Annotated in this window: 26 protein-coding genes and 1 pseudogene; 9 read left to right on the forward strand and 18 right to left on the reverse strand. The window is 64.4% G+C overall.

The annotated features are described in order from the left end of the window. Window positions 1-5: 5 nt before the first annotated feature. From gfa to hrcA, 3 genes are all read right to left on the reverse strand, one after another. Entirely contained in the window at window positions 6-599 is a 594-nt protein-coding gene (gfa, locus tag Q4F04_RS00335; RefSeq protein WP_303367845.1) for an S-(hydroxymethyl)glutathione synthase, read from the reverse strand. 83 nt (window positions 600-682) lie between these two features. Then, window positions 683-1159, reverse strand: coding sequence for a nucleotide exchange factor GrpE (locus tag Q4F04_RS00340; RefSeq protein ID WP_303367915.1), 477 nt, complete (start codon window positions 1157-1159; stop codon window positions 683-685). Between the two features lie 93 nt (window positions 1160-1252). After that, window positions 1253-2308 carry a heat-inducible transcriptional repressor HrcA gene (gene hrcA / locus Q4F04_RS00345; RefSeq protein WP_303367846.1) on the reverse strand — a complete coding sequence of 352 codons (1056 nt, stop codon included), beginning with the start codon at window positions 2306-2308 and terminating at the stop codon, window positions 1253-1255. 78 nt (window positions 2309-2386) lie between these two features. On the opposite strand from hrcA, the gene rph reads away from it, so the two are divergent. Genes rph through hemW form a run of 3 tightly spaced genes read left to right on the forward strand, consistent with a single transcriptional unit; the run spans window position 2387 to window position 4865 of the window. Continuing rightward, window positions 2387-3100 (forward strand): ribonuclease PH, encoded by a 714-nt coding sequence (gene rph / locus Q4F04_RS00350; protein WP_303367847.1) that lies wholly within the window; start codon window positions 2387-2389, stop codon window positions 3098-3100. Next, entirely contained in the window at window positions 3097-3705 is a 609-nt protein-coding gene (gene rdgB, locus Q4F04_RS00355; RefSeq protein ID WP_303367848.1) for an RdgB/HAM1 family non-canonical purine NTP pyrophosphatase, read from the forward strand. Before rph ends, rdgB begins: the two co-directional genes overlap by 4 nt. After that, window positions 3702-4865, forward strand: a complete 1164-nt coding sequence (hemW, locus tag Q4F04_RS00360; RefSeq protein WP_303367849.1) for a radical SAM family heme chaperone HemW — start codon at window positions 3702-3704, stop codon at window positions 4863-4865. The genes rdgB and hemW overlap by 4 nt, the downstream gene beginning before the upstream one ends. Window positions 4866-4868: 3 nt before the next feature. On the opposite strand, the gene Q4F04_RS00365 is transcribed toward hemW, so the two are convergent. The 7 genes from Q4F04_RS00365 to Q4F04_RS00395 all read right to left on the reverse strand — a co-directional run bounded on the left by Q4F04_RS00365 (window position 4869) and on the right by Q4F04_RS00395 (window position 12055). Continuing rightward, on the reverse strand, window positions 4869-5747 hold the full coding sequence (locus tag Q4F04_RS00365; protein WP_303367850.1) for a ParB/RepB/Spo0J family partition protein: 879 nt from the start codon (window positions 5745-5747) through the stop codon (window positions 4869-4871). Next, window positions 5740-6525, reverse strand: coding sequence for a ParA family protein (locus Q4F04_RS00370; protein WP_303367851.1), 786 nt, complete (start codon window positions 6523-6525; stop codon window positions 5740-5742). Before Q4F04_RS00370 ends, Q4F04_RS00365 begins: the two co-directional genes overlap by 8 nt. Continuing rightward, entirely contained in the window at window positions 6518-7096 is a 579-nt protein-coding gene (gene rsmG / locus Q4F04_RS00375; protein ID WP_303367852.1) for a 16S rRNA (guanine(527)-N(7))-methyltransferase RsmG, read from the reverse strand. Before rsmG ends, Q4F04_RS00370 begins: the two co-directional genes overlap by 8 nt. After that, window positions 7093-8949 (reverse strand): tRNA uridine-5-carboxymethylaminomethyl(34) synthesis enzyme MnmG, encoded by a 1857-nt coding sequence (mnmG, locus tag Q4F04_RS00380; RefSeq protein WP_303367853.1) that lies wholly within the window; start codon window positions 8947-8949, stop codon window positions 7093-7095. The genes rsmG and mnmG overlap by 4 nt, the downstream gene beginning before the upstream one ends. Window positions 8950-8958: 9 nt before the next feature. Beyond that, complete coding sequence (gene mnmE, locus Q4F04_RS00385; protein WP_303367854.1) at window positions 8959-10209, reverse strand: tRNA uridine-5-carboxymethylaminomethyl(34) synthesis GTPase MnmE; 1251 nt, start codon at window positions 10207-10209, stop codon at window positions 8959-8961. A 7-nt stretch (window positions 10210-10216) separates the two neighbouring features. Then, window positions 10217-11488 (reverse strand): transcription termination factor Rho, encoded by a 1272-nt coding sequence (gene rho, locus Q4F04_RS00390; RefSeq protein WP_303367916.1) that lies wholly within the window; start codon window positions 11486-11488, stop codon window positions 10217-10219. 120 nt (window positions 11489-11608) lie between these two features. After that, window positions 11609-12055 carry a CopD family protein gene (locus tag Q4F04_RS00395; RefSeq protein WP_303367917.1) on the reverse strand — a complete coding sequence of 149 codons (447 nt, stop codon included), beginning with the start codon at window positions 12053-12055 and terminating at the stop codon, window positions 11609-11611. Between the two features lie 472 nt (window positions 12056-12527). On the opposite strand from Q4F04_RS00395, the gene Q4F04_RS00400 reads away from it, so the two are divergent. From Q4F04_RS00400 to Q4F04_RS00415, 4 genes are read left to right on the forward strand one after another with little or no spacing between them, the layout of a single operon-like run. Continuing rightward, complete coding sequence (locus tag Q4F04_RS00400) at window positions 12528-13382, forward strand: shikimate dehydrogenase (RefSeq protein ID WP_303367918.1); 855 nt, start codon at window positions 12528-12530, stop codon at window positions 13380-13382. Next, window positions 13379-13981, forward strand: coding sequence for a dephospho-CoA kinase (coaE, locus tag Q4F04_RS00405; protein ID WP_303367855.1), 603 nt, complete (start codon window positions 13379-13381; stop codon window positions 13979-13981). The genes Q4F04_RS00400 and coaE overlap by 4 nt, the downstream gene beginning before the upstream one ends. Then, a complete protein-coding gene (gene dnaQ, locus Q4F04_RS00410; protein ID WP_303367856.1) occupies window positions 13974-14681 on the forward strand; it encodes a DNA polymerase III subunit epsilon in 708 nt (235 codons plus the stop codon). Before coaE ends, dnaQ begins: the two co-directional genes overlap by 8 nt. 21 nt (window positions 14682-14702) lie before the next feature. Next, window positions 14703-15602, forward strand: coding sequence for a YihY/virulence factor BrkB family protein (locus Q4F04_RS00415; protein ID WP_303367857.1), 900 nt, complete (start codon window positions 14703-14705; stop codon window positions 15600-15602). A 6-nt stretch (window positions 15603-15608) separates the two neighbouring features. Here Q4F04_RS00415 and Q4F04_RS00420 read toward each other — a convergent pair whose 3' ends face one another. From Q4F04_RS00420 to Q4F04_RS00430, 3 genes are read right to left on the reverse strand one after another with little or no spacing between them, the layout of a single operon-like run. After that, window positions 15609-17384 carry a histidine kinase dimerization/phosphoacceptor domain -containing protein gene (locus Q4F04_RS00420; RefSeq protein ID WP_303367858.1) on the reverse strand — a complete coding sequence of 592 codons (1776 nt, stop codon included), beginning with the start codon at window positions 17382-17384 and terminating at the stop codon, window positions 15609-15611. A gap of 12 nt (window positions 17385-17396) precedes the next feature. Continuing rightward, on the reverse strand, window positions 17397-17981 hold the full coding sequence (locus Q4F04_RS00425; RefSeq protein WP_303367859.1) for an RNA polymerase sigma factor: 585 nt from the start codon (window positions 17979-17981) through the stop codon (window positions 17397-17399). 5 nt (window positions 17982-17986) lie between these two features. After that, the gene (locus tag Q4F04_RS00430) at window positions 17987-18133 is read right to left on the reverse strand and encodes a NepR family anti-sigma factor (protein ID WP_095640339.1); all 147 of its coding nucleotides are present in this window, start codon (window positions 18131-18133) and stop codon (window positions 17987-17989) included. Between the two features lie 90 nt (window positions 18134-18223). Here Q4F04_RS00430 and Q4F04_RS00435 point away from each other — a divergent pair, with 90 nt between their 5' ends. Further along, on the forward strand, window positions 18224-19027 hold the full coding sequence (locus tag Q4F04_RS00435) for a response regulator (RefSeq protein ID WP_303367860.1): 804 nt from the start codon (window positions 18224-18226) through the stop codon (window positions 19025-19027). Window positions 19028-19084: 57 nt separating this feature from the next. On the opposite strand, the gene Q4F04_RS00440 is transcribed toward Q4F04_RS00435, so the two are convergent. Beyond that, window positions 19085-19729, reverse strand: coding sequence for a carbonic anhydrase (locus Q4F04_RS00440; RefSeq protein ID WP_303367861.1), 645 nt, complete (start codon window positions 19727-19729; stop codon window positions 19085-19087). Between the two features lie 153 nt (window positions 19730-19882). Between Q4F04_RS00440 and Q4F04_RS00445 the strand changes: the two genes are divergently transcribed. Next, a complete protein-coding gene (locus Q4F04_RS00445) occupies window positions 19883-20263 on the forward strand; it encodes a hypothetical protein (RefSeq protein ID WP_303367862.1) in 381 nt (126 codons plus the stop codon). Here the strand turns inward: Q4F04_RS00445 and Q4F04_RS00450 are convergent. From Q4F04_RS00450 to Q4F04_RS00465, 4 genes and pseudogenes are all read right to left on the reverse strand, one after another. Continuing rightward, a complete protein-coding gene (locus Q4F04_RS00450) occupies window positions 20256-20870 on the reverse strand; it encodes a glycosyltransferase family 29 protein (RefSeq protein WP_303367863.1) in 615 nt (204 codons plus the stop codon). The genes Q4F04_RS00445 and Q4F04_RS00450 overlap by 8 nt on opposite strands. A gap of 88 nt (window positions 20871-20958) precedes the next feature. Continuing rightward, window positions 20959-22008, reverse strand: coding sequence for a glycosyltransferase family 4 protein (locus Q4F04_RS00455; RefSeq protein ID WP_303367864.1), 1050 nt, complete (start codon window positions 22006-22008; stop codon window positions 20959-20961). Further along, window positions 22001-23191 (reverse strand): MFS transporter, encoded by a 1191-nt coding sequence (locus Q4F04_RS00460; protein WP_303367865.1) that lies wholly within the window; start codon window positions 23189-23191, stop codon window positions 22001-22003. Before Q4F04_RS00460 ends, Q4F04_RS00455 begins: the two co-directional genes overlap by 8 nt. Before the next feature lie 57 nt (window positions 23192-23248). Beyond that, a pseudogene (locus Q4F04_RS00465) lies at window positions 23249-23859 on the reverse strand (glycosyltransferase family 2 protein); the annotation flags it as partial.

Consider the following 23859-nt stretch of genomic DNA (forward strand, 5'->3'; position numbering starts at 1 on the left):
AGATCTCACACGTTCAACGTGTTGAACTTGCCGGATTTCTTGGCGACATGGGTCGCGATCGCATCCATCAGTGGCGGCGACAGCGCGTCATAGGGTTCAAGGCCGAGTTCCCGCAGCCGGGCACGGACCGCCGGCATCCGCTCGGGATTCACGCCCGCTTCGATGATCGAGGACACGAAGGCCGCGAATTCCGGCGCGGCCCAGCCTTCCTTGTCCGACAGTTCGGTATGGACGAAGTCAAGCCCGTAAAAGGGATGCTCGGTGTTCTCGATGCGGCCATACAGGTGGGTGCCGCAGTCGCGGCAGGCATAGCGCTGGATCGGCGCCTCCTTGTTGACGACCTGCAGCTTGTCGCCGTTCTCGACGACTTCGATGGCGTCGCGTCCCACCACGGCGACCATGCTGAAAAGCGCCCCCTCGGGCTTCCAGCACTTGGTGCAGCCGCAGACATGGTTATGCGCCGTCTGCCCGCCCACGCGGACGCGGACGGGGTTCGAACTGCATCTGCAGGTAAGCTCGCCCCCCGCGAAGTCCTGGTGCGACGCCTTTACGCCGTCATCGACGGCGGGGTGGATCCTGATTGCCGAGGTGTCTGCCATGGCCGTCCTCCTTGACCTTTGAAGAAGGTGACCGGGTCGGTCCCCGCGATCAAGTCCGCCGAAGGTTGTAACCGCTTACGGTCTCAATTGACAGCAGGCTGCGACGAGACGCCGACCTGGGCCGCCCGCAACAGGCGGTCATGCAGCATGAAACCGTTGACCATGACCTGGATGATGTCTCCCGCCTTCGTGCCGGAAACAGGCGCCTCGAACATCGCCTCGTGCAGAAGCGGGTCGAAGCGGTCGCCGATGGCCGGCGCGATGACCTGGACACCGTGACGGGAAAAGACGTTCTGCAATTCGCGCAGGGTCAGTTCGACCCCTTCGACAAGATCGGGCGCGACCGTGCGGTCGGCCGCATCGATGGCGCGGGTCAGGGCGTCGTAGACCGGCAGCAGGTCGCGGGCCAGCCTGGAGCCGCCGTAGTTCTCGGCCTCGCGGCGGTCCTTTTCGGCGCGCTTGCGGGCATTCTCGGCATCGGCAAGGGCGCGCATGAAGCGGTCGCGCAACTCGTCGCGCTCGGCCGTCAGGGCTGCGATGCGCGGGTCCTCGCCGTCCATGACGGACTCATCAAGGGACAGGTCGCCGTCCTGCGACAGGTCTTCCAGCGGCAATTCCGACAGATCATTGGGATTCTGCGTATCGTTCATCTCTCATCCTTTGCGGTCGGACAGGACCTTGCCGACAAGCTGGGCCGTGTAATCGACGATCGGGACGATGCGGCCGTAGTTCAGGCGCGTCGGCCCGATCACCCCCACCGCGCCCACGATCTTGCGGTCAGCGTTCATATAGGACGAAACGACGAGAGAGGAACCCGAAAGTGAGAAAAGCTCATTTTCCGAGCCGATGAAGATCCGCACGCCCTGCCCCTCTTCCGCCAGTTCAAGGAAACGGGCGATGTCGCGCTTGCGTTCCAGGTCGTCGAAAAGACTGCGGATGCGGTCGAGGTCGGCCGCTTCGTGATCCAGCAGGTTGGCACGGCCTCGGACGATCAGCCTCGGGTCCGGCGCATCGGCATCCCAGGAGGCCAGCCCCGTCTGGACAAGCTGCGCGGCCAGGGTGTCGAGTTCCTGGCGGGCGCGGGACAGATGCAGGGCCATGTCCCGGCGCAACTCGGCCAGCGTATGCCCTTCGCCGCGCGCCGACAGGAAGTTCCCCGCCTCGCGCAGCGAACTGGGCGTCTGGCCATGCGGGGGGGTGAACAGCCTGTTTTCCACCCGTCCATCCGCGAAGACGAGGATCACCAGGGCACGGTCCGGCCCGAGGCTGACGAACTCGATATGCTTGAGGGCCGCTTCCTCCTGCTTCGGCATCAGCACCACCGACGCCCCCCGGGTGATGGTGGACAGCGCCGTGGAGACACGGTCGAGCATCGCCCCGGTGTCGGAAGGGACGTCGCCCATGATCTCGGCAATGCGCGAGCGGTCCTCGGGGCCGATGGGGCCGACCTCCATCAGGCCGTCGACGAAAAGGCGCAGGCCAAGCTGGGTCGGAAAGCGGCCGGCCGAGACATGGGGACTTTCCAGCAGGCCCATGTATTCCAGATCCTGCATGACGTTGCGGATCGTGGCGGCGGAAACCGGCATCCCGCGGGTCAGCGTGCGCGATCCTACCGGCTCTCCGGTTTGAAGATAGGCTTCGACTACCCTGCGGAAAACCTCGCGCGAGCGGTCGTTCAGATCGGCGAAGAGATCGGGAGGCTGGGGCATTCGGGTTGCAGGGACCGGGACGGAGCCTTTAGTTTGCGGCAGTCAAGAAGATGGCCCGAGGGCCGGAAAGGATCACGCATGCGACCCTCTGGCCGGAAGTTAGTGGAACTGCGCCCGATTTCAATCGAAACCGGGGTGATGAGCCATGCCGAAGGGTCCTGCCTGATCCGCATGGGGGATACACATGTGCTGTGTTCGGCCTCGATCGAGGAGAAGCCGCCGGCATTCCTGCGCGGAACCGGGCAGGGCTGGGTGACGGCGGAATACGGCATGCTGCCGCGGGCGACCCACAGCCGCAACCGCCGCGAGGCTGCGGCGGGAAAGCAATCCGGCCGCACGCAGGAAATCCAGCGCCTGATCGGACGGGCGCTGCGGGCGGGTGTGGACCGGCTGGCACTTGGAGAGCGGCAGATCGTGATCGACTGCGATGTGATCCAGGCCGACGGCGGAACCCGCTGCGCGGCGATCACCGGTGGCTGGGTGGCGCTGCGTCTGGCGGTGAACCGGCTGCTGGATGCGAAGCTGATTGCCAGCGACCCCATCCTGGACCATGTCGCGGCGGTGAGTTGCGGCATCTATGCAGGCCAGCCGGTGCTGGACTTGGATTATGCAGAAGACAGCGAGGCGGGCACAGACGGGAACTTCGTGCTGACCGGAGGCATGCGCCTGATCGAGGTGCAGATGTCGGCGGAAGGCTCGGCCTTTTCCCGCGATCAGATGAACACGCTGCTCGACCTGTCCGAGAAGGGCGTGGCCGAACTGGTTGTGGCGCAGAAAGCTGCCGTGTCATGAGGCGGTTTCTGGAAGGGAAGCTGCTGGTCGCAACCCATAATGCCGGCAAGCTGGAGGAGATGCGGGCGCTTTTCGCTCCGCACGGGATCGAGGTTCTCGGTGCAGCCGAAATGGGCTTGGACGAACCTGCCGAGACCGAGACAAGCTTTATCGGAAACGCGCGGATCAAGGCGCGGGCAGCGATGGCTGCCACCGGGTTGCCGGCGCTGGCCGATGACAGCGGGATCACCGTGGACGGGCTTGACGGCGCGCCGGGGGTACACACCGCCGACTGGGCGGGGACAGCGGACGGACGGGATTTCATGCAGGCCATGCAGCGGACATGGGACGAGCTAGAGGCTCGCCGCGTGCCGGAGCCCCGGACTGCCCAGTTCCGGGCGACATTGCTGATGCTGTGGCCGGACGGGCATGAGGAGGTGTTCGAGGGCGTTGCACCGGGGCGGCTGGTCTGGCCGCCGCGGGGGCAGTTGGGGCATGGCTATGACCCGATCTTCCTGCCCCAAGGTCACGACAGGACCTATGCCGAGATGACGGCAGAGGAAAAGAACGCGATCAGCCATCGGGCCGAAGCGTTCCGCAAGCTCAGGGCGATACTGGGCGCGTGAACGAGGGTGCAGATCAGGATTGGCTGGATGGCGGCTTTGGGCTTTATGTTCACTGGCCCTTCTGCGCGTCCAAGTGCCCTTACTGCGATTTCAACAGTCATGTTGCGGCGGTGATCGACCAGCGCAGGTGGCTGGAAGCTTACCGGTCCGAAATCGCTAGGGTCGCCGAGGAAACAAGAGGGCGCATTCTTCGCAGCATCTTCTTTGGCGGGGGCACGCCGTCGCTGATGGAGCCGGAGGTGGTCGGGGCGGTGATCGATGCGGCCCGGTCGGCTTGGGGCCTCGCCAATGACATCGAGATCACCCTTGAAGCCAATCCGGGCAGCGTCGAACGCGGTCGCTTCCAAGGCTATGCAGAGGCTGGGGTCAATCGCCTGTCCATGGGGGTGCAGGCATTGAACGACGCCGACCTGCGGCGGCTTGGGCGATTGCACAGTGTTTCCGAGGCGCGCGCGGCCTTCGAGGTTGCGCGGGGCTGCTTCCCTCGGGTCAGTTTCGACTTGATCTATGCGCGGCAGGACCAGACCCGGGCTGCATGGAAAGCCGAGTTGCGCGAAGCGCTGGAGATGGCGGTCGATCACCTGTCGCTTTATCAACTGACCATCGAGGACGGCACAGCCTTTGGCGCCCGCGCCGCAGCGGGCGGCTTGAAGGGGCTGCCGGATGACGACCTTGCTGCCGATATGTATCTGGATACGCAGGAAATCTGCCTGTCCTACGGGCTTCCGGCTTATGAGGTGTCGAATCATGCGCGGGAAGGGTCCGAGAGCCGGCACAATCTCGTTTACTGGCGACAGGGCGATTGGGCCGGCATCGGTCCCGGGGCGCATGGACGGCTGACGCTGGAAGGTTGCCGCTGGGCGACCGAGGCCCCCCGCGCACCCGGCGCTTGGCTTGAAGCTGTCAGGAAAGGTGCAGGTGAAATTCCGCGTGTGCCAGTGCCGCGGGATGAACAGGCGACCGAATACCTGCTGATGTCGATGCGGCTGGCCGAAGGCATGGACCTAGGGCGTTATACCCGCCTCGCGGGAGAGCCGATCTCAGACAATGTCATCGCAGAACTGGACGAAATGGGGTTGGTCGGAGTGTCCTCCGGTCGACTGCAGGCCACCGCAAAAGGACGGCCAGTGTTGAATGCGATCCTGCGGGCACTGGCCTGAATATCAGGCGCCAGCGCCCAGAAGTTGGCAAAGACGATCCAACTGTTCCAGGTCGCGGTATGTGACCGTGACGCGTCCACCATCCTGACCTGCGTGTTCGATTTTGACGCGCATCTTGAGATGCGCGGAAAGATCCGCCTCCAACGCGCGGGTATCTGCGTCCTTGTCGTCTTTCACCTGTTTTGGCACAGATGCGGGGCGTTCCGCCACCTGGCGGGCGAGAGCTTCTGTCTCACGGACGGAAAGATTGCGGTCGATGACCTTGCGCGCCATGGCGATGGGATCAGGAGCGGTGATGAGAGCCCGGGCATGGCCGGCGCTGATTTTTCCATCCCGCACAAAACCCTGAACCTGATCGGGAAGATTCAGCAGCCGCAGGAGGTTCGAGATGTGGCTGCGGCTCTTGTCCAGAGCCTCGGCGAGCCTTTCCTGGGTATGGCCGAAACGATCCATGAGCTGACGGAAGGAAGCCGCCTCTTCGATCGGATTGAGATTGGCGCGCTGGATGTTTTCGATCAGCGCCACTTCGAGCACTTCGGTGTCGTCCAATTCTCGGACCAGAACCGGAAGTTCGTGCAATTGCGCGATCTGGGCCGCACGCCATCGGCGTTCCCCGGCAACGATCTGGTAGAGATCCGGCTCATTCGGGTGAGGACGGACGATCAGCGGTTGCAACACACCCCGGTTGCGCAGGGAGGCTGCAAGTTCGGCCAGCGCCTCAGGATCAAACTGGCGCCGTGGCTGGTCAGGGTTCGGGATGATTTGTTCGACAGGAACATTCAGGGTGCTGCGCGTCTGAGTTCCCGGCGACAGTTCGACATCGGCCATGAGCGCGGAGAGGCCACGCCCAAGGCCTCCCTTGCGGGGTTTCGGATCAGCCATGTGCTGCCTTTCCCTGATCGCGGTTACGATCGATCAGTTCGATTGCCAGGGCACGGTAAGCAGCGCTGCCCTTGGAAGAAGGGTCGTAGTGGATCACCGGCAAAGCGTGAGAGGGCGATTCCGACACCCGGACATTTCGGGGCACGACAGTCCTGAAGACAAGCGGACCCAGAGTTTTGCGGGCATCTGCTTCGACATGCTGGGACAGGTTGTTCCGGGAGTCCGCCATTGTCAGGAGAACCCCCTCGATCCGGAGGTGTGGATTTGCCGAGTTCCTGACCTCTCGAATGGTCAGCATGAGTTGCGAAAGTCCTTCCAGCGCATAGAATTCGGCTTGCAGAGGCACGATTACGCTGTCGGCGGCAACCATCGCGTTGAGGGTAAGCAGGCCAAGGGCGGGGGGGCAGTCGATCAGAACCGTACCCGTTGCCTGCTGCAATGCATCGGACAGAAGATGCGTCCGCCGCGTACGCGAGGCGATGTCGAGTTCGGCTGAGGCCAAGTCAGGCGTTGCCGGAACGATGGTGAGGTTCGCCAAGCCGGTCCGATGGCGCGCCTTCGTCCAGTCGACATCGCCGGTCAGGAGATCGTAGCTGGTGGTTTCCCGATCCTCAGGATCTACACCCAAGCCGGTGGAAGCGTTTCCTTGAGGATCAAGGTCGATGATGGTGACCTCGACACCATTCTCCGCCAAAGCAGCACCCAGGTTGATAGCCGTGGTCGTCTTGCCAACGCCACCCTTCTGATTGGTGATGGCGATGATGGTGCGGTCATACATGCTTAACATTCCAGATCTGGAGGATGGCCGCGTCCTCGTCGGTCTTGCTGGGATGGATCTTCAGCTCGAAGTTCCACGACTCTTGCGTGGGGGCGAGTTCGGTTTGCCAATTTCGACCCTTCATCAGCCAAGCGGTTCCTTCTGGCGCCAGATGCCTGGCGAGATATGGCATGAGGCGCTCAAGAGGTGCAAGCGCACGGGCGCTGAGGGTAAGAGCCTTAGCCGGGGAAAGGTTTTCGATGCGCGCTGCCTGTGCTGTGCAGTTCGGAAGCGACAGTTCGCGGATGACCGTCTGCAGGAAAACAACCTTTCGACTGTCCGAGTCCACAAGCCGGAAAGAGGTTTGAGGCCGACAGATCGCCAAGACCAGGCCTGGCAGACCTCCACCACTGCCGATGTCCATCCAGGTGCCTGCGCTAGGTGATACAAGATCATTCAGTTGCAAGCTGTCTCGGATATGGCGCGTTTCAATGTCCTCGATTGTAGTCCGCGCTACGAGATTGATCCTCGGGTTCCATCTTCTGACGAGTTCTGCATATTGCACCAGCTTCGCTTCACGTGAAGCATTCATGCTGCTGTTCCGGACCGCGTACGCAGGCGTGCGATCAGAAGGCTCAGGGCTGCAGGTGTCATCCCTTCGACGGCAGCAGCTTGGGCGATATTCGCAGGTCGATGACGCGCCAGTTTTAGCTGTAACTCTTTGGACAATCCTGCCACGTTATCGTAGTTGAGCTCGGTCGGGATGATGAGGCTCTCATACCGGCGTATGTCAGCAGCATCCCGCTGCTGGCGCTCTGTGAACTGGGCATACATTGCCTCATTACAGACAAGATCCAGCCCCTCTTTGTCATCGGCGATGTCAGGCGGCAACAAAGCCAGGATACTGGAAGTATCCACATCGCTCTGACCCAAAAGACTGAAAGCTGTCCGGTGGTTTCCATCCTGCCGGACAATTATGCCCCGGCGACCGAGTTCCTGTGGCGTAAAGCTGATGTTCTGACAGGTTCTCTGGACATGCTCGAACCGCTGCAGCTTTTCCTGGAATCGTGTTCTACGCTCTTCTCCCACAAGGTCCCATTCAATCCCTTTCGGAGTCAGGCGACGGTCTGCATTGTCGACGCGGAGCGAAAGACGGAACTCGGCCCGAGAGGTGAACATGCGGTATGGTTCAGTTACGCCACGAGTGACCAGATCGTCGATCATTACGCCAATATAGCTTTCCGTCCTGCTGAACACAGCAGGCGCTCTGTCCTGAACGAAAAGCGCCGCATTCAAGCCGGCTACCAAGCCTTGGGCCGCCGCTTCTTCATAGCCGGTCGTCCCGTTGATCTGACCGGCGAGATAAAGACCTTGGATCGACTTTAATTCCAGGGTCGGCTTCAATGCGCGAGGGTCGATATAGTCGTATTCGACCGCATAGCCTGGTTGGACAATCTCAGCCGCTTCAAGCCCGCGGATGGATCTGACATATTCTAGCTGAACCTTCTCTGGCAGAGAGGTTGAAATCCCATTCGGATAGACAAGATCGCTATCGTGGCCTTCAGGCTCAAGGAAGATCTGGTGGCTAGTCTTTTCAGAGAAGCGGACCACTTTGTCTTCTATTGATGGACAGTAGCGAGGACCCTTGCTGTCAATCCTTCCACCATACATCGCAGACTGATTCAGATTATCAAGGATGATCTGATGGGTTCGCTCGTTCGTATGAGTGATCGCACATGCAACCTGAGGTGCTTGCGGTTTCACGCTCATGAAAGACATCATGACCGGATCGGGATCTCCCGGCTGCTGCTGAAGACTGTCCCACTCTATGGAGCCACGCGACAACCTCGGTGGTGTTCCGGTTTTTAACCGGCCAAGAGGAAGTTCTATCTTAAGCAATGCCGCTGCCAATCCTGCAGAACGATCATTGCCCCACCTCCCCGAAGGGCGAGCTACATCTCCTACATGAATCAGGCCGTTCAGGAAGGTGCCTGCGGCCACAATCACGGTGGTGCATTTGATCTCATCACCTGTGTTGAGGATTATACCTTGAACACGTTGGTCCTCGACAACAAGAGACGACACTTCACCGATTAAAAGTCGCAGCCCTGAGACCTTGGCAAGTTCTCTTGTCGCCGTCCGATATAATGCCCGATCAGCCTGCACACGTGGTCCTTGAACCGCCGGCCCCTTACGCCTGTTCAAAAGACGAAACTGAATCCCTGCAGCATCTGCAGCGCGACCCATGAGCCCGTCAAGTGCATCTACTTCCCGGACCAGATGCCCCTTCCCAAGACCACCGATCGCTGGATTGCACGACATGGTTCCTAGGTCGTCAGCACGCATCGTTACCAGACCAACCGTCACACCCAAGCGGGCCGCAGCTGCCGCGGCTTCAAGCCCCGCATGACCAGCTCCGATCACAATGACATCGAAATGTTTCACGTGAAGCACCTACTTGCCTATGCAGAAGCGCGAGAAGATCTCGTCAAGATAGTCATCCACAGCGATGCGTCCAACAACCTCGCTCAACCGCTGTGAAGCATGCCGCACCGTCTCTGCCAGAACTTCGGCCGGCTGGTTGGTTCCTATGTCAAGCGCCTCTGCTGCACTCTCCAGACACTCGGCTTGCCGGCGCCGCGTGATGACGCCGGCCCCGGCCACCCGCTGACTCAGCCGATCCCTTACCTCTTCCAACATCTCAGCTATACCGACCCCGGACACAGCCGAGATGCCGGTTCCGCCCAAGTCAGCCTTGGTACGAAGAACCAGATCATCATTCATCAGAAGACTCTGGACAGGCTGGCTATCATCAGACAGGTGTATTCTCAGGTCTGCATTGCGCGCACGATCCAGCGCACGCTCAACTCCCAATGACTCGACATGATCCTGTGTGTTGCGAAGACCCGCAGTGTCAAGAAACGTGACCGCTAGACCACCAAGGTCGGTATGAAGCTCGATCACATCGCGGGTCGTGCCCGCCACATCACTGACCAACGCCAATTCCCGCTTTGCGATCCGGTTCAGCAGCGATGACTTCCCCGCATTCGGGGGTCCGACGATCGCCACTTGGAAACCGGCCCGTATCCGCTCAGCTGCCGGATAGCCGGCAAGTGCAACCTGAATGTCCCGTCGCACGCCTTCCAGCAGTTCGAATACCTCCGCCGGGACCTCATCAGGGACCTCTTCGTCCGCGAAATCCACTGAAACCTCGATCAACGCTCCGGCCCGGACGAGCCGTTCGCGCAGGCTATCGGTCCATCGAAGAAGTTCGCCCGACACGACCCGCATCGCCTGCTTCCGTTGGGCTTCGCTTTCCGCGACCAAAAGATCAGACAGTGCTTCGACCTCGCTCAGGGCAATTGCACCGTTCATCAGCCCCCGGCGCGTGAACTCGCCTGGTTCTGCCAAGCGCGCGCCATGCCGCCGCAATGCGGCTTCAAGCCGACGCACCACCACACGGGCACCGTGAATCTGGAACTCGATGACATCCTCGCCGGTGAAGCTCGATCCTTGGTCGAAGCGGATCACCAAGCCCCGGTCGATCAACTCGCCGTCCCGCAATGATCTCAGTTCGGCCCGCCGAGCCTCGGGCAGTGGTCCGGCAAGGGCCTCCCCAATCCGGCGCGCCTCGGGTCCGCTCAGGCGAACGACAGAGATTCCGCCCCGGCCGGGAGGCGTCGCTTCGGCGTAGATCGTGGACATCCCATGCTCAGGCGTTCATCGATTCGAAGAAGTCGGCATTGGTCTTGGTCTGCTTCAGCTTCGAGATCAGGAACTCGATCGCATCCGTCGTGCCCATCGGGTTCAGGATGCGACGCAGCAGATAGGTCTTCTGCAGATCCTTCTGATCCACGAGCAGCTCCTCCTTGCGGGTACCCGACTTGAGAATGTCCATGGCCGGGAACACCCGCTTGTCGGCGACCTTCCGATCCAGCACGATCTCGCTGTTGCCGGTGCCCTTGAACTCCTCGAAGATCACTTCGTCCATGCGGCTGCCGGTGTCGATCAGGGCCGTCGCAATGATCGTCAGCGAGCCGCCTTCCTCGATATTCCGCGCAGCGCCAAAGAACCGCTTGGGCCGCTGCAACGCATTTGCATCGACACCGCCGGTCAGCACCTTGCCCGAGGAGGGCACGACCGTGTTGAACGCCCGTCCCAAGCGCGTGATCGAATCCAGCAGGATCACCACATCCCGCTTGTGTTCCACCAGCCGTTTTGCCTTCTCGATCACCATCTCGCTGACAGCAACATGCCGGGTGGCCGGTTCGTCGAAAGTCGAGGAAATCACCTCGCCCTTGACCGAGCGCTGCATGTCCGTGACTTCCTCGGGCCGCTCGTCGATCAGCAGCACGATGAGATAGCATTCCGGATGATTTTTCTCAATCGAATGCGCTATATTCTGCAACAGCACCGTTTTCCCGGTCCGCGGCGGCGCCACGATCAATGACCGCTGCCCTTTCCCGATCGGCGCCACCAGATCGATGATGCGGGCCGAGCGATCCTTGACCGTCGGATCCTCCAGTTCCATCCGCAACCGCTCGTTGGGATAAAGCGGAGTCAGGTTGTCGAAGGCCACCTTGTGGCGGGCCTTCTCTGGACTCTCGAAGTTGATCTTCTCGGCCTTTGTCAGCGCAAAGTAACGCTCGTTCTCGCCCGGTGCCCGAATCACGCCCTCGACCGTGTCACCGGTGCGCAGGCTGTGCTGACGGATCATGTCAGGGCTGACATAGATGTCATCAGGGCCGGGTAGATAATTCGCCTCGGGCGAGCGCAGGAAGCCGAAGCCGTCCTGCACGACCTCCAGCACGCCATCGCCGCCAATCTCGAAGCCTTCCTCGGCATGCTCCTTCAGCAGCGAGAACATCATCTCGCCCTTCCGCATGGTGGAAGCGTTCTCGATCTCCCATTCCTCGGCGATAGACAGCAGGTCGGCGGGGCTCTTGGCCTTCAGGTCGGCGAGGTTGAGGCGTTCTTCGGTCATCATGTCACCATGCGCCGGATCGGCCCGGGCCGGGCGCTGCGGCATGCTCATGTCGGATGGATTCGCCCCGGACGGGGCACGCCACGGCACATAGGCCTTAACTGCGCTTGAGTCAAATCTTCAGAACTTCACGATCACCGACAACACGATGACCACCATCAGCAAGGTGGGCACTTCGTTCATCAGCCGATAGTGCCGGCCTGGCGATCCTTCGCTGCGCGACAGCTTCTTCCGCTCGACCATCAGCCAGTGATGGAAGACGGTCATGCCGATCACGGCAAGAGCCTTGGTCCATGGCCAGGCCATCGACCAGTCCACGATGCCCGGCGTGAACACCAGCGCAAGCCCCGCAAGCCATGTCGCGATGGATGCGGGGCCCATGATGAACCGCAGCAGCTTGTATTCCATGATCTGAAGGCTGTCGCGCGGCTCTCCGGCCGTGGTCCCGCGCTCGGCATGATAAACGAACAGCCTCGGCAGATAGAACAGGCCTGCCATCCAGGAAATCACCGCCATGACATGGAACGCCTTGATCCATGGGTAAGCAGTGCCAAGCCAATCGGTGATCATGCGCCATCTCCTTTGCCATCTTATCCTTAAGAAAGGAAAGATAAGAAAGGTAGATGTGGTGGTAGGGGCTGTGGACTTCGGAAGACACGCTTTTCACGCGATTCAATCCACCGAATCCGCCTGTGGGAAAATCCTGTGGGAGCATCTCCCTTTACCTCAATATAACTTAATATATTCAATATTTTGAAATACAAATCCACCCTGTGGATAACCCTGTTAATCCACAAGGCCGGGATGACTTCGGGACAACTTGTCTTCCTGTGGATGAATCCCTCATGTTCGCCTTCTGTCTCATGTCCTGATCCACAACCCTCAAGCGGTCAGCAATTGTCCCCTGTCATCGCCTTCCTCCCGCCCCGGTTTTGCACCGCGGTTATCCACAGCCGTGGTCCTTCCCCTTGAATTGTACGCGGGCTAGACAGATGTGGCAGGGCGGCGAGGATGCGGAATGAACCACGGCACAGCGTCGATGATGGCGGATCGGCAGGATCACGGGGCAGCGCAGGTGCCGCTGGCCGGGGTGATCGGCTGGCCCGTGGCCCATTCGCGCTCGCCCGTACTGCATGGGCACTGGCTGCAGCGGCACGGGCTGCGCGGCCATTACGTGCCGCTTGCCGTTAAACCCGAACATCTTGCGCAAGTCCTGCGGTCCCTGCCGTGCATGGGCTTCGTCGGCGCAAACGTCACCATCCCGCACAAGGAGGCCGTGCTGGCGCTGGCTGATGTCGTCACCGACCGCGCGGCCCTGATCGGGGCGGCCAACACGCTGATCTTTCGTACCGACGGCCGCATCCACGCCGACAACACCGACGGCGAGGGCTTCATCGCCAACCTGATGCAGCAGGCGCCGCACTGGCAGCCCTCCTCCGGTTCGGCCGCCATCATCGGCGCGGGGGGCGCCGCGCGGGCCGTGGTTGCGGCGCTTCTGGACCAGGGTGTGCCCGAACTGCGGATCGCCAACCGTTCCCGCGAGCGTGCCGAGCGTATCCGCGAGGATTTCGGCGCGCGCGTCACCGTCCATGACTGGTCGGACGCGGGCGGGATGCTGGAGGGTGCCGGAACCGTCGTGAACACCACCTCCATGGGCATGGAGGGCCAGCCCCCCCTGCAGGTTCCCTTGGACCGGCTGTCGCCCGATGCATTGGTGACGGACCTTGTCTATACGCCCTTGGACACGGATTTCCTCCGCGCCGCCCGCGCGCGCGGCTGCGTCACGGTGGACGGCCTCGGGATGCTGCTGCACCAGGCGGCACCGGGGTTCGAGCGCTGGTTCGGCGTCAGACCCCAGGTCGATGACGCCCTGCGCGCGGCGGTGTCGGGATGAGCTTCCGGCTCGGCCTCACCGGCGGCATCGGCATGGGCAAGACCACCACCGCCGCGATGTTCGCAAGCCGCGGCGTCCCGATCTGGGATGCCGACGCCGCCGTTCACCGGCTTTACGCGGCAGGCGGTGCCGCGGTCGAACCTGTCGGGGCAGCCTTCCCCTCGGCGCTCGGCCCCGATGGCATCGACCGCACCGTGCTGAAACGCCTGCTCGCCGAGGACCCGTCGCGCCTCGCGCAACTCGAAGCCATCGTCCACCCCCTTGTCGCGGCCGATCGGCAGGCCTTCATCGCGGCAAATGCCGATGAGCCGGTCGTGCTGCTCGATATCCCGCTGCTGTTCGAAACGGGGGCAGAGGCGCAGATGGACGGCGTCGCCGTCGTCTCTGCCCCGACCGAGGTTCAGCGCGCCCGTGTCCTGTCCCGTTCCGGCATGGATGAAGCGACGCTTGACCTGATCCTGTCGCGCCAGATGGTGGACGCCGACCGCCGTGCCCGCGCGACCTGGATCATCCCCACCGCGACATTGGCCGAGGCGGAAGCCGCCGTGGACGCCATCCTTGCCGAAATCGCCGCCCGAAAGACCAGGACCCATGCGTGAGATCGTCCTCGACACCGAAACCACCGGCTTCGATCCCGACACTGGCGACCGCATCGTCGAGATCGGCGCTGTCGAGCTGATGAACCACCTGCCCACCAGCCAGCATTTCCACGTCTACATCAATCCCGAACGCGACATGCCGGCCGATGCCTTTGCCGTCCACGGGCTTTCGACCGAGTTCCTGTCCGACAAGCCACGCTTCGCGGAAGTGGCCGGCGATTTCATCGCCTTCGTCCAGGATGCCCCGCTGGTCATCCACAATGCGGCCTTCGACATGAAGTTCCTGAACGCGGAACTGCGCCGCGCCGGCCATCCCACGATGCCGATGTCCCGGGCACTCGACACCGTGGCGATGGCGCGGGGGAAGTTTCCGGGCGCGCCGGTGTCGCTGGACGCGCTTTGCCGGCGCTGGGGGATCGACAATTCCAACCGCACCCTGCACGGCGCGCTTCTGGACAGCCAGCTTCTGGCCGAGGTTTATCTGGAACTGATCGGCGGCCGCCAGCCCGACTTGGTGCTGGTGCCGCAGGCCGAGGCCCGCGCGGCCGACGGCGCCGCCTCGGATCCTGTCCGCCCGCGCGCCCCGCGTCCGGCGGCGCTGCCCCCCCGCATCACCGCCGCCGAGCGACAGGCCCATGCCGCCTTTGTCGAACGGATCGGCGCCAAGGCCCTGTGGTCGCGCCATGCGCCGGCGGGCTGATCCCCGCCCCGGGCCTTTCCCATGATCGGCTACCTGCGCGAATCCTGGTCCTTCGTCGCCGCCCTGTTCGAGCGTATGGACAAGATCCACATGGGTCTGATCGCCGCCGGGGTGGCCTTTTACGCCATGTTCGCCGTCTTTCCCGGCCTTGCCGCCCTGATCGCCCTCTGGGGCCTCTGGTTCGATCCGGCGATCATCCAGGAATACGACCGCTACGTGGACGAATTCGTGCCCGGCCAGGCCGCGGAGATCCTGCACGCCCAGATCGACGCCCTGACCTCGGGCGGGCGCACGCAGCTTGGCTGGGCCTCGGCGATCTCTTTCGTGATCGCCACCGTCGCGGCGCGGGCTGGGGTGGATGCGCTGGTGCGCGGGCTGAACGCGGCTTACGGGGTGCGCTCGCATTCCACGATCGTGGGCTTCGTGCTGGCCTATGCGCTGACGCTGGCCATCGTGGGGGTGGTGATCCTCGGGCTTGCCACCATCGTGATCGTGCCGCTGGCCTTCAATTTCATGGAACATGGGCCGCTGCGAAGCTGGCTGATCGGCGTGACGCCTTGGGTCGCCATGTTCCTGATCGTGATCATCGGCATCGGCATCCTTTACCGCTACGGCCCGAACGTGAAGAGACCGCGCACCCGCATCTTCACCTGGGGGGCGCTGTTCGCGGCCCTTGCCTGGGCCGCGGCCTCGGTGGCCTTTTCGCTCTATCTGGCGCGGTTCGACAGCTACAACCGCATCTACGGGTCCATCGGTGCGGTTGTGGCGCTGCTGATGTGGTTCTATCTGGCCGGTTTCTCGGTGATGATGGGCGCGCTCATCAATGTCGAGATGGACCGCCACAAGCGGCTGGTGCAGGCGCGCAAGGCCCGCACGCTGGCGCGCCGGATGGCTGAAAAGCGCAAGCAGGACGCGGGCTGACGGCGGTCAGTGCTGCGCCCCTTCGCGCGCGGCCGATGTCAGCACTACCCTGCGCTCCTCCGGCTCGCGCAGCGAATGATGCGTATCGGGCGTGAAGCGCATGTGCAGCGTGAAGACGTCGTCGGTTGCCGTCACCTCGGTCTCGGTGTCAAGCTGCATCGCGAAGGCTTCGATCAACTGGCTGCCAAGGCCGGTGCCCTCCAGGCTGTTCAGCGGCTGGCCCAGCGAATTCTCGATCGTCAGCACCGCGTTGCCTTCGTCATCCACCCGCAACTGCACCCGGACCCAGGCCCGTTCCTGTCCTTCAGCCTTTCCGGCGTATTTGAGCGCGTTGGTGAAGGCCTCGGTGGTCAGCAAGGTCAGCGGCACCGCCTGGTCGGGCAGCAGCACCAGCGGGTCAAGCTGGGTGTCGATCTGGATCGACTGGTCGTTGACGACGGTTGCCGTGGACATCTGCCCGATGATGTCGCGGATCAGGCGGTCGGCCTCGACCGAATCCAGATGCTCGGCCTGGTAGAGGTTCTTGTAGATCGTCGCCAGCGACGCCACCCGGTCCTGCACCGACCGCAGGACCCGCTTGGCGTCGGTGTCGTCGATCATCCGCCCCTGCATGTTGATGATCGAGGCGATCAGTTGCAGGTTGTTCTTGACCCGGTGATGGACCTCTTTCAGCAGCACCGTCTTTTCGGCGACGACTTCCTCCATCGCCGCCTCGTCGCGGATCAGGATGCGGGCCATGTTGTGAAATGTCTCGCTGACGTCGCGGATCTCGCCCGGCGCGCCTTCCAGGATCGGGGGCGGGGCGTCGCGGTTGCCCAGGGCAAAGCGGCGCATCTGGCTTCGCAATTCGCGCACATGGCGCAGCACCAGCCGATAGACCGCGAAATAGGCTACGGCGAGCGATACCGCCCATAGGGCAACGGGGAACAGCACGGCAGCCAGCCGCGATACCGTCAGCCCGGCAATGCCGGTCAGCTGCGGGCTCCAGCTGCCCAGTGCGTAGACCAGGTCGGGCACCACCGCGACGACCGAGAACACCCGCTGCTCGCCCGAGTTCGAGATGCCGCTGAAGGTCGTGTCCGTCAGCGGGATCAGCGCATCCAGCGTCATGCCTTTCGGCAGGATCGCGGCGGGATCGTTGTCGCTTTCGAAATCGCCCACAAGCGACTGGCCCGCGCTGTTGAAGGTCAGGATGCGGGCGCCGTCCGACCAGTAGGCCGTCGCATGGGTCGAACGCAGCAGGTCATGCGACAGGGACACTGCGACATAGCCCAGCAGGTCCTGTTCGCGGTAAAGCGGCTGCGACACGATCACCACCGACTGCCCCGAAGCCCGCCCATTCGCCGAGGCAGTGATCAGCGTTCCCGGTTCGCGCATGAACTGCAGGAAATGCGGCGAGTTGCCAAGGTCCACGACCCCGTCCGCAGAGGAACAGGCGTTGCGGCCCGTGGTGTCGGTGAAGCCGGCATAAACAAAGGTCGCGCTGCGCTGGACGAAATCGCGCATCATCTCGGAACAGGCGGCCGGATCGCCCAGAAGCGTCAGCACCGAACTGCCAAGCGCATCCGCCGTCCCGATCGCGCCCTGCAGCAGCGCCCGTTCACCCGCGGCGGCGGCGGCGGTGCGTCCCTGGATGGCGATCTCGGACGACCGCTCGGCTTCGCGCGACAGATGCAGCGTCTGCAGGATCGAGATCATCCCGATGGGCAGGATCGCGATGCTCAGCAGCATCCCCAGCCGGAACCCCAGTGTCCGGGTGAAGGACGCGCCCTTTCCCAGCATGGCCCCGCGCCTTCAGCGGGAAACGGGGTGGTTCACCGCCATCACGGCCAGGGTCGCGCGGTCGGTCATGTCAAGTTCCTCGCCCTCGGCCATCTGCAGCAGTTCGGCCAGACGCCGGCGGCCGCGATTGGCGCGCGACTTGACGGTGCCCACGGCCACGCCGGTCATGTTGGCGGCTTCCTCATAGGAAAAGCCCGATCCGCCGACAAGGATCAGCGCCTCGCGCTGCTCGTCGGGAAGCTGGGCAAAGGCCACCTTGAAGTCGTTCATCGCCAGCCGTCCGTCATGTTCGGGGCGGGTCGCCTGCCGGGCGGCATGGATGCCATCGGTGTCGCTGACCTCGCGCCGGGTCTTGCGGCGGGCGGAATAGAAGGTGTTGCGCAGGATCGTGAACAGCCAGGCGCGCAGGTTGGTGCCGGCCTGAAACTTCTCGATGTTGGTCCAGGCCTTGACGATGGTATCCTGCACGAGGTCGTCGGCGGAGGCGCTTTCGCGGGTCAGCGACAGGGCAAAGGCCCTTAACGCGGGCAGATGATCCACCAGCTCGCTGCGGGGGTCGGGACCGGACTGGGCCCTGCTATCGGCCGCTCTGGACATCCGCATCACTCCTGCTCGCGCAGGCGCTCGAGAAGGATCAGAAAGCGGTCGGGGACCTCCTGCTGGGTTTCCTGCTCATAGACGCGCCGCAGATTTTCATCAATCTGCTTCTCAAGGGCGGCGCGTTTTCGTTCTTCCCGCCTCGTATTCATATATTTGTCAGTCCCGGAAATCTTGTGTGCACGTTGCCCAACGGCTACAGGACGTCAAGGTTCCCACGGGGATAATTTTGAGGTTACGCCATGTCCGCTGCTGATCTTGCCCAATCCATCGGCCGCGAGCTGCCCTATCTGCGTCGCTATGCCCGCGCCCTGACCGGCAGTCAGACGGCGGGTGACAACTATGCCGCGGCCACGCTGGAAGCCATTCTCAGCGACCGCAGCCTGATGACGGGCGAGGAAACCCGCATCGGGCTGTTCCGCACCTTTCACGCCATCTGGCAAAGCTCGGGCCAGCCGGTGGCCAGCGACGACCAGAACTCGCGCGAGGCCGTGGCCCAGTCGCACCTGCGCGGCCTGACTGCCAACTCGCGCGAGGCGCTGCTGCTGCGCACGATCGAGGAACTGCGCTACGACCAGATCGCCAAGATCATGCAGATCGACCAGGAAGAGGCCGAGGAACTGGTCCAGATCGCGCTGAACGAGATGGGCCGCGCCATTCGCGGCCGCGTGATGATCATCGAGGACGAGACCATCATCGCCATGGATCTCAAGGGCATCGTTCAGGCGATGGGGCACGAGGTCACGGGCGTCGCCCGCACCCATACCGCCGCCGTGGAACTCGCCTCGAACCGCCGCCCCGACCTGATCCTTGCCGACATCCAGTTGGCCGACGGCTCGTCGGGCATCGATGCGGTGAACGAGCTGCTGGGATCCTTGGGCGACCTGCCGGTGATCTTCATCACCGCCTTCCCGGAACGGCTGCTGACCGGCGACCGTCCCGAGCCCGCGTTCCTGATCTCCAAGCCCTATTCGGAAGAGCAGGTCCGCTCGGCCGTCAGCCAGGCGATGTTCTTCGCATCGAGCGAGGGGCTGGGCGCCGCCTGACCTTTTTTCCAGGAAATGATCAGGCGGCGTCCCAGCGGGCGCCGCCTTTTTTGTTCTTCAGACCCGGGTCCAGCGGTCGTCGTCGGTCAGCATCATCAGCTCGCCATCGCGGATGTCGTGCCACAGCCCGTGCATCGACAGCTCGCCCGACTGGACGGCATTGGCGACGAAGGGGAAGGTCATCAGGTTGTCCAGCGACACCTGCACGGCCATCTTTTCCAGCGCATCGACCTGTTCCTCGGCGGGAAGCCCTGTCACGCGCTCATAGCCCGGGCGCAGGATGTCCATCCAGCGGCCGACGAAGCTGGTCGCTTCCTCAAGTTCGGGGGCGCGGCCCGAGCACATGGCGTGGCAGCCCGCGACGCCCCCGCACTGGCTGTGGCCCATCACGATCAGATGCGCGACCCGAAGCGAGCGCACGGCGTATTCGACGGCGGCCGAGGTGCCGTGCTGCTCGCCGTCGGGCGCATAGGGCGGCACCAGGTTGGCGATGTTGCGGTGGATGAAGAACTCGCCGCTGTCGGCCCCGAAGATCGAGGTGACATGGACGCGGGAATCGCAGCACGAGATCACCATCGCCCGGGGGCGCTGGCCATCGTCGGCCAATCGTCGATACCAGGTGCGGTTCTCGGCATAGGACGTGGCGTGCCAGCCATGAAAGCGGTGGACGAGGTAACTGGGCAGCGGACGGACGGCGGTCATGGGGGCCTCATGCGGGTCTCGGCCGCGTGGATAGTCCGCGAATGCCTAAAGTTCGAGACTTTTCTGCCATCTGCCTCAAGGATTTCTTAGCCGCCCATCCGCAATCTGCCCGAAACGTGCGGGACACGGGGCAGGACGGGACAAGGCGGGACGATGGCGGATCTGATGGTTCTCAGCATGCAGGAAGCGGTGCAGGTGGATGCGCGCCGGCTGGCCGAGATCGTGGACGAGCTGGGCGAGACGGCGGCCCATAATGTCATCTGCGTGGCGCTGGAACAGTTGGCGCAAGGGCTGTCGGATACCCGCCATGCGGCGTTGTCCGGCGACATGGCCGGGCTTGCGGAACGGTCCGGGATGCTGTCGCGGCTGGCCTGGCAGGTGGGGCTGACCTCGCTGGCGGCGGTTGGCGCCGACGTGGCGGCCTGCGCGGAACGGCGGGACGGAATCGGGCTTTCCGCCACGCTGGCGCGGCTGATGCGGATCGGCAACCGGTCGCTGACCGAGATCTGGGACGAGGGGCGGGATCTCAGTTGAGCCGCAGGCGCAGATCAACCGCGGCGCGGGCGCGGACCCATGCGGCCTCGGCCGCGAAGTCATGGGGCACCTGCGCCGCGCTGCGCGACCCCGACAGCGATTCCGAGGCAAAGAAGTCGAAGCCGTAAAGGCCAAGGCTTTTCAGCGGCGCCCGCAGCAGCAGGTCGATCGCCATGATCCCGGTGCTGGGCGGCGCCCCGAGCCGGCGGGCAAGCGCATGGAAATCCGCTAGCGGATGCAGATAGAAGCCGGGGCTGCTGGCGCTTGCCCAATCCAGCCGCTTGCGCTTGGGCGACATCCACAGGATGCGCGCAGGGTCCAGCCGCTTGCGGTCCGCCTCGGTCAAGCGCACGGCCAGCGCCAGCCAGTCGGTGCGGGTTCCGTGGCTTTCGGCCGCGGTCATCGGCGCCCGGTTGATCCTGACCACCAGCCCCGCCGCGTCGATGGCGGCGCCATGGCTCTGCGCCGAAAGGGCGCGGGCATTGCCGACCAGCGCGACATGCCGGCCCCCGGCCGCCGCCAGCAGTTCGGCCTGCGGCACCGACAGCCGGGCCATGGTGTCCTCGTCCCGCAGCGTCCGGGCAAGATAGAAGCGCAATGGGGTCATCGCGCCCGCCCGGATCGGCCCTGCGGCAGCGGCAATGCGGCACTCGCCATATCCCCCGGCATCCGGGCAGGATGGAATCGCAGCCGGTTCATCGGGGCGCTTCCAGCAGGCGGCGATACACGGAGACAATGGCGCGGGCCTCGCCCTCGATGGCGTGGTTGGCCTCGACATGGGCGCGGGCGGCGCGGCCCGCGGCCTCGCGTTCCGCATCGTCGGACAGCCAGCGGTCCAGCGCGGCGGCCAGTGCCTCCATGTCCTCGCGCGGGACCAGCGTGCCGGTCTCGCCATCCCGGATCAGCGTCTCATAGGCGCCCACGCGGGCCGCGATCACCGGCACGCCGCTGGCCATCGCCTCCAGCGGGGTCAGGCCGAAGCCTTCCCACCGCGCAGGGGCGGCAAAGAGGTCGAGCGCCCGGTAAAGCCGCACCACGTCGTCCCAGGGGATCTCGCCCAGAAAGCGGATGCGGTCAGCGATGCCAGCCGCCTGCGCCCTGGCCATCAGTTCATCGACAAAAGCGCGGTTGTCGGAGGTGATGCGGCCGCTGAAGACAAGCTGCGCCCTCGGATGGCGGGGAAAGACCCGCAGCGCGGCCTCAACCAGCAGATCGACGCCCTTCTGCGCCCTGACCCGGCCGAAGCAGCCGATCAGCAGCGCATGGGGGTCAAGCCCCATCTCGCGCCGCAGGGCCGCCCGGTCGGTTGCCGGATGGAAGACCCCTGTATCGACCCCGTGCAGGATCACCTCTGCCGGGCGTTCCAGATATGACGCCGCCTGCGGCGATGTGGCGATCAGCGCATCCTGTTGCCGGATCAGCCAGCGGGTGAAGCCGGTGTGCCGCCGCTGCGCCGCGCTGGTGAACAGCAGGCGGTAGCGGCGGCGCAGCAGGTGGCGCAGGACCAGCCCCAGCGCCATTTCCGTGTTCCGCCGCGCGTGCCAGACCCGCCAGCGGTCCCGCGGCAGGCTGGCCGCCCGCGCCAGGGGAATGTGCGGCAGGTTCGGCGGCAGCCCCGGCCCGGTCGCCACGATCCCGATCATGCGCGCCTGCACCGGGATCAGCCGCACCACGGTCGCCGTGACGCCGGACAGGCGCCGCTTGAGGTTCGGCGCCACCACCTCGATGTCGCGCGGCTCAGTCATCGGCGGCCTCGGGCGCCAAGCGGTAAAGCAGGGTTCCGACGACCAGCGGCGCCAGGAAGAACAGGAACAGCATCGCATAGGCCCCCGGCGCCGCAAAGGCCCCCGAGGCCGACTGGTGCAGCGGGCGCGAGGCGAATTGCATGATTCCCACGCCCCCGATCGAGATCATGTTGAGGAAGGTGACGCCCCGGCCCAGCAGATGCACCGGCAGGAACCCCCGCGCATGGGCCATGATCAGCGCGTAGTTGGTCCCGGTCAGCCCGACCAGCCCCAGCAGCGCCACCGACAGAAGCAGGCTTTCCCCCGGCAGCAGCACCAGCCCCGCCAGCGCCGCGATGGACAGCGCGTGTCCCGCCATGACCGCGCCGCGCAGCGACCGGCAGAGCCGCACGAAGGACCCCGCCATGAGGTTGCCCACCACCATGGCGATCCCCATGACCAGCGTGGCCCGCCCGATCATCATGTCATCCGCGCCGAAGACGTCGCGCAGGTAGGGCGCGGCCCACAAGCCCCGGATCGCCGCCGACGAGGCATAGCTGACGGCAAACAGCGGCAGCATCAGCCACAGCACCCGCAGCCCCAGGATCTGCAGGACGCTGCCCTTCGGCGCGCCGTCCGCGTGATGCGGGTCGCGCACCACCAGCCATTGCAGAACCGCCACCCCCAGCGTCACGGCGGTCAGCAGCCACAGCGACTCGCGCCAGCCGATGGCATGGATCAGCGACACCAGTGGCGCGGCGCCCAGGATGTTGCCCGCCGAGCCGAGGCCCACGATCATCCCCGTCAGGCCCGCAAAGGCCGCGCGGGGATATTCATGGGCGATGATGTAGTAAGCCGCCATCAGCGCCGGGGCGCAGCCCATCCCGATCAGTCCCATCGCCAGATGCAGGTGCCAGACCTCGCCGGCAAGCGCGAAGACCGCGGCGCCCCCGCCGCCTCCCAGCGCCAGGAAGGCGGCCGAGGTGCGGCGCGGGCCCAGGTGGTCCAGCGCCCAGCCGACCGGCACCTGCATCAGCGCGAAGCCCAGGAACCACATCCCCGAGGACAGCGCCAGATCGCCGGGGCTGGCCCCCAGTTCCGCCTGCAGGGTCGAGCTGAGCACCGCAAGGAAGGCGCGGTAGAACTGGCTGAGCGTATAGCCGAGCGTCAGCGCGATCAGGCCGGCGTTCAGGATCAGGCGCATGGGGACTCCGGTTGGACGGCGGCGAGGCTGCGGCAGGCGGGCGGCGGTTGCAAGGGATCAGACCCGCCCCAGCGCCGCCGCCGCCCAGAGCGTGGCCTGCGAAAGCCGTCCCTGCCGGTAGAAGCCCCCCTGCCGCATCGCCCGCAGGCGGCGCAAGGGTCCAGGGCCGTTCAGCGCCGCGAAGCGGTCCAGCACACAGCGGTTCTCGGGCGTCAGCCAGTCCCGCAGCCGCTGCATCTCGCGCAGGTTCTCATGGCTCCAGTCCCGGTGCAGGCCCCGCAGCATCCGCGCCAGGCTGGCCAGCCGTGCGACCGCGCCGTCATTGGCGCCCACGACGTTCCTGCCATGCTGGCGATACATCAGCGAGGGCGCGGGATCGTGAATGACCCGGCCGCCGACGCCGGTCACCAGCTGGTAAAGCCACCAGTCATGCATCACCACCCCGTCAGCGCCGGCCGCCGCCCTGCGGACTAGCCCAGCTGCGGCGGGGTTCAGCACCGCCGTGTTGCCGGGCACGAGGTTCTGGACCAGCGCATGCCGGAACGAGGGCGGGCTGACCGGCAGGCGCGACAGGCCCAGGGGGCGCAGCGCCTCGTCCCGGATCTCGACCCGGCTGCAGTAAAGCGCGGGTCCATCCGTCCCATTCAGGGCCCGCAGGGCGCGCGCCA

Origin of the sequence: Paracoccus sp. (in: a-proteobacteria) (assembly GCF_030536915.1) — a bacterium.
GTDB lineage: Bacteria > Pseudomonadota > Alphaproteobacteria > Rhodobacterales > Rhodobacteraceae > Paracoccus.

What these genes read in the sequence shown, in the direction of transcription:
- Q4F04_RS00365 (WP_303367850.1), bottom strand. Translation starts at nt 5,747, where the DNA reads ATGGCTGATCCGAAACCCCGCAAGGGAGGCCTTGGGCGTGGCCTCTCC.
- Q4F04_RS00440 (WP_303367861.1), bottom strand. Translation starts at nt 19,729, where the DNA reads ATGACCGCCGTCCGTCCGCTGCCCAGTTACCTCGTCCACCGCTTTCAT.
- Q4F04_RS00450 (WP_303367863.1), bottom strand. Translation starts at nt 20,870, where the DNA reads ATGACCCCATTGCGCTTCTATCTTGCCCGGACGCTGCGGGACGAGGAC.
- Q4F04_RS00420 (WP_303367858.1), bottom strand. Translation starts at nt 17,384, where the DNA reads ATGCTGGGAAAGGGCGCGTCCTTCACCCGGACACTGGGGTTCCGGCTG.
- Q4F04_RS00460 (WP_303367865.1), bottom strand. Translation starts at nt 23,191, where the DNA reads ATGCGCCTGATCCTGAACGCCGGCCTGATCGCGCTGACGCTCGGCTAT.
- Q4F04_RS00430 (WP_095640339.1), bottom strand. Translation starts at nt 18,133, where the DNA reads ATGAATACGAGGCGGGAAGAACGAAAACGCGCCGCCCTTGAGAAGCAG.
- Q4F04_RS00340 (WP_303367915.1), bottom strand. Translation starts at nt 1,159, where the DNA reads ATGGACGGCGAGGACCCGCGCATCGCAGCCCTGACGGCCGAGCGCGAC.
- rsmG (WP_303367852.1), bottom strand. Translation starts at nt 7,096, where the DNA reads ATGAATGCTTCACGTGAAGCGAAGCTGGTGCAATATGCAGAACTCGTC.
- rph (WP_303367847.1), top strand. Translation starts at nt 2,387, where the DNA reads ATGCGACCCTCTGGCCGGAAGTTAGTGGAACTGCGCCCGATTTCAATC.
- coaE (WP_303367855.1), top strand. Translation starts at nt 13,379, where the DNA reads ATGAGCTTCCGGCTCGGCCTCACCGGCGGCATCGGCATGGGCAAGACC.
- gfa (WP_303367845.1), bottom strand. Translation starts at nt 599, where the DNA reads ATGGCAGACACCTCGGCAATCAGGATCCACCCCGCCGTCGATGACGGC.
- Q4F04_RS00415 (WP_303367857.1), top strand. Translation starts at nt 14,703, where the DNA reads ATGATCGGCTACCTGCGCGAATCCTGGTCCTTCGTCGCCGCCCTGTTC.
- Q4F04_RS00455 (WP_303367864.1), bottom strand. Translation starts at nt 22,008, where the DNA reads ATGACTGAGCCGCGCGACATCGAGGTGGTGGCGCCGAACCTCAAGCGG.
- Q4F04_RS00435 (WP_303367860.1), top strand. Translation starts at nt 18,224, where the DNA reads ATGTCCGCTGCTGATCTTGCCCAATCCATCGGCCGCGAGCTGCCCTAT.
- Q4F04_RS00400 (WP_303367918.1), top strand. Translation starts at nt 12,528, where the DNA reads ATGATGGCGGATCGGCAGGATCACGGGGCAGCGCAGGTGCCGCTGGCC.
- Q4F04_RS00445 (WP_303367862.1), top strand. Translation starts at nt 19,883, where the DNA reads ATGGCGGATCTGATGGTTCTCAGCATGCAGGAAGCGGTGCAGGTGGAT.
- Q4F04_RS00425 (WP_303367859.1), bottom strand. Translation starts at nt 17,981, where the DNA reads ATGTCCAGAGCGGCCGATAGCAGGGCCCAGTCCGGTCCCGACCCCCGC.
- mnmE (WP_303367854.1), bottom strand. Translation starts at nt 10,209, where the DNA reads ATGTCCACGATCTACGCCGAAGCGACGCCTCCCGGCCGGGGCGGAATC.
- rho (WP_303367916.1), bottom strand. Translation starts at nt 11,488, where the DNA reads ATGACCGAAGAACGCCTCAACCTCGCCGACCTGAAGGCCAAGAGCCCC.
- dnaQ (WP_303367856.1), top strand. Translation starts at nt 13,974, where the DNA reads ATGCGTGAGATCGTCCTCGACACCGAAACCACCGGCTTCGATCCCGAC.
- hrcA (WP_303367846.1), bottom strand. Translation starts at nt 2,308, where the DNA reads ATGCCCCAGCCTCCCGATCTCTTCGCCGATCTGAACGACCGCTCGCGC.
- Q4F04_RS00370 (WP_303367851.1), bottom strand. Translation starts at nt 6,525, where the DNA reads ATGTATGACCGCACCATCATCGCCATCACCAATCAGAAGGGTGGCGTT.
- rdgB (WP_303367848.1), top strand. Translation starts at nt 3,097, where the DNA reads ATGAGGCGGTTTCTGGAAGGGAAGCTGCTGGTCGCAACCCATAATGCC.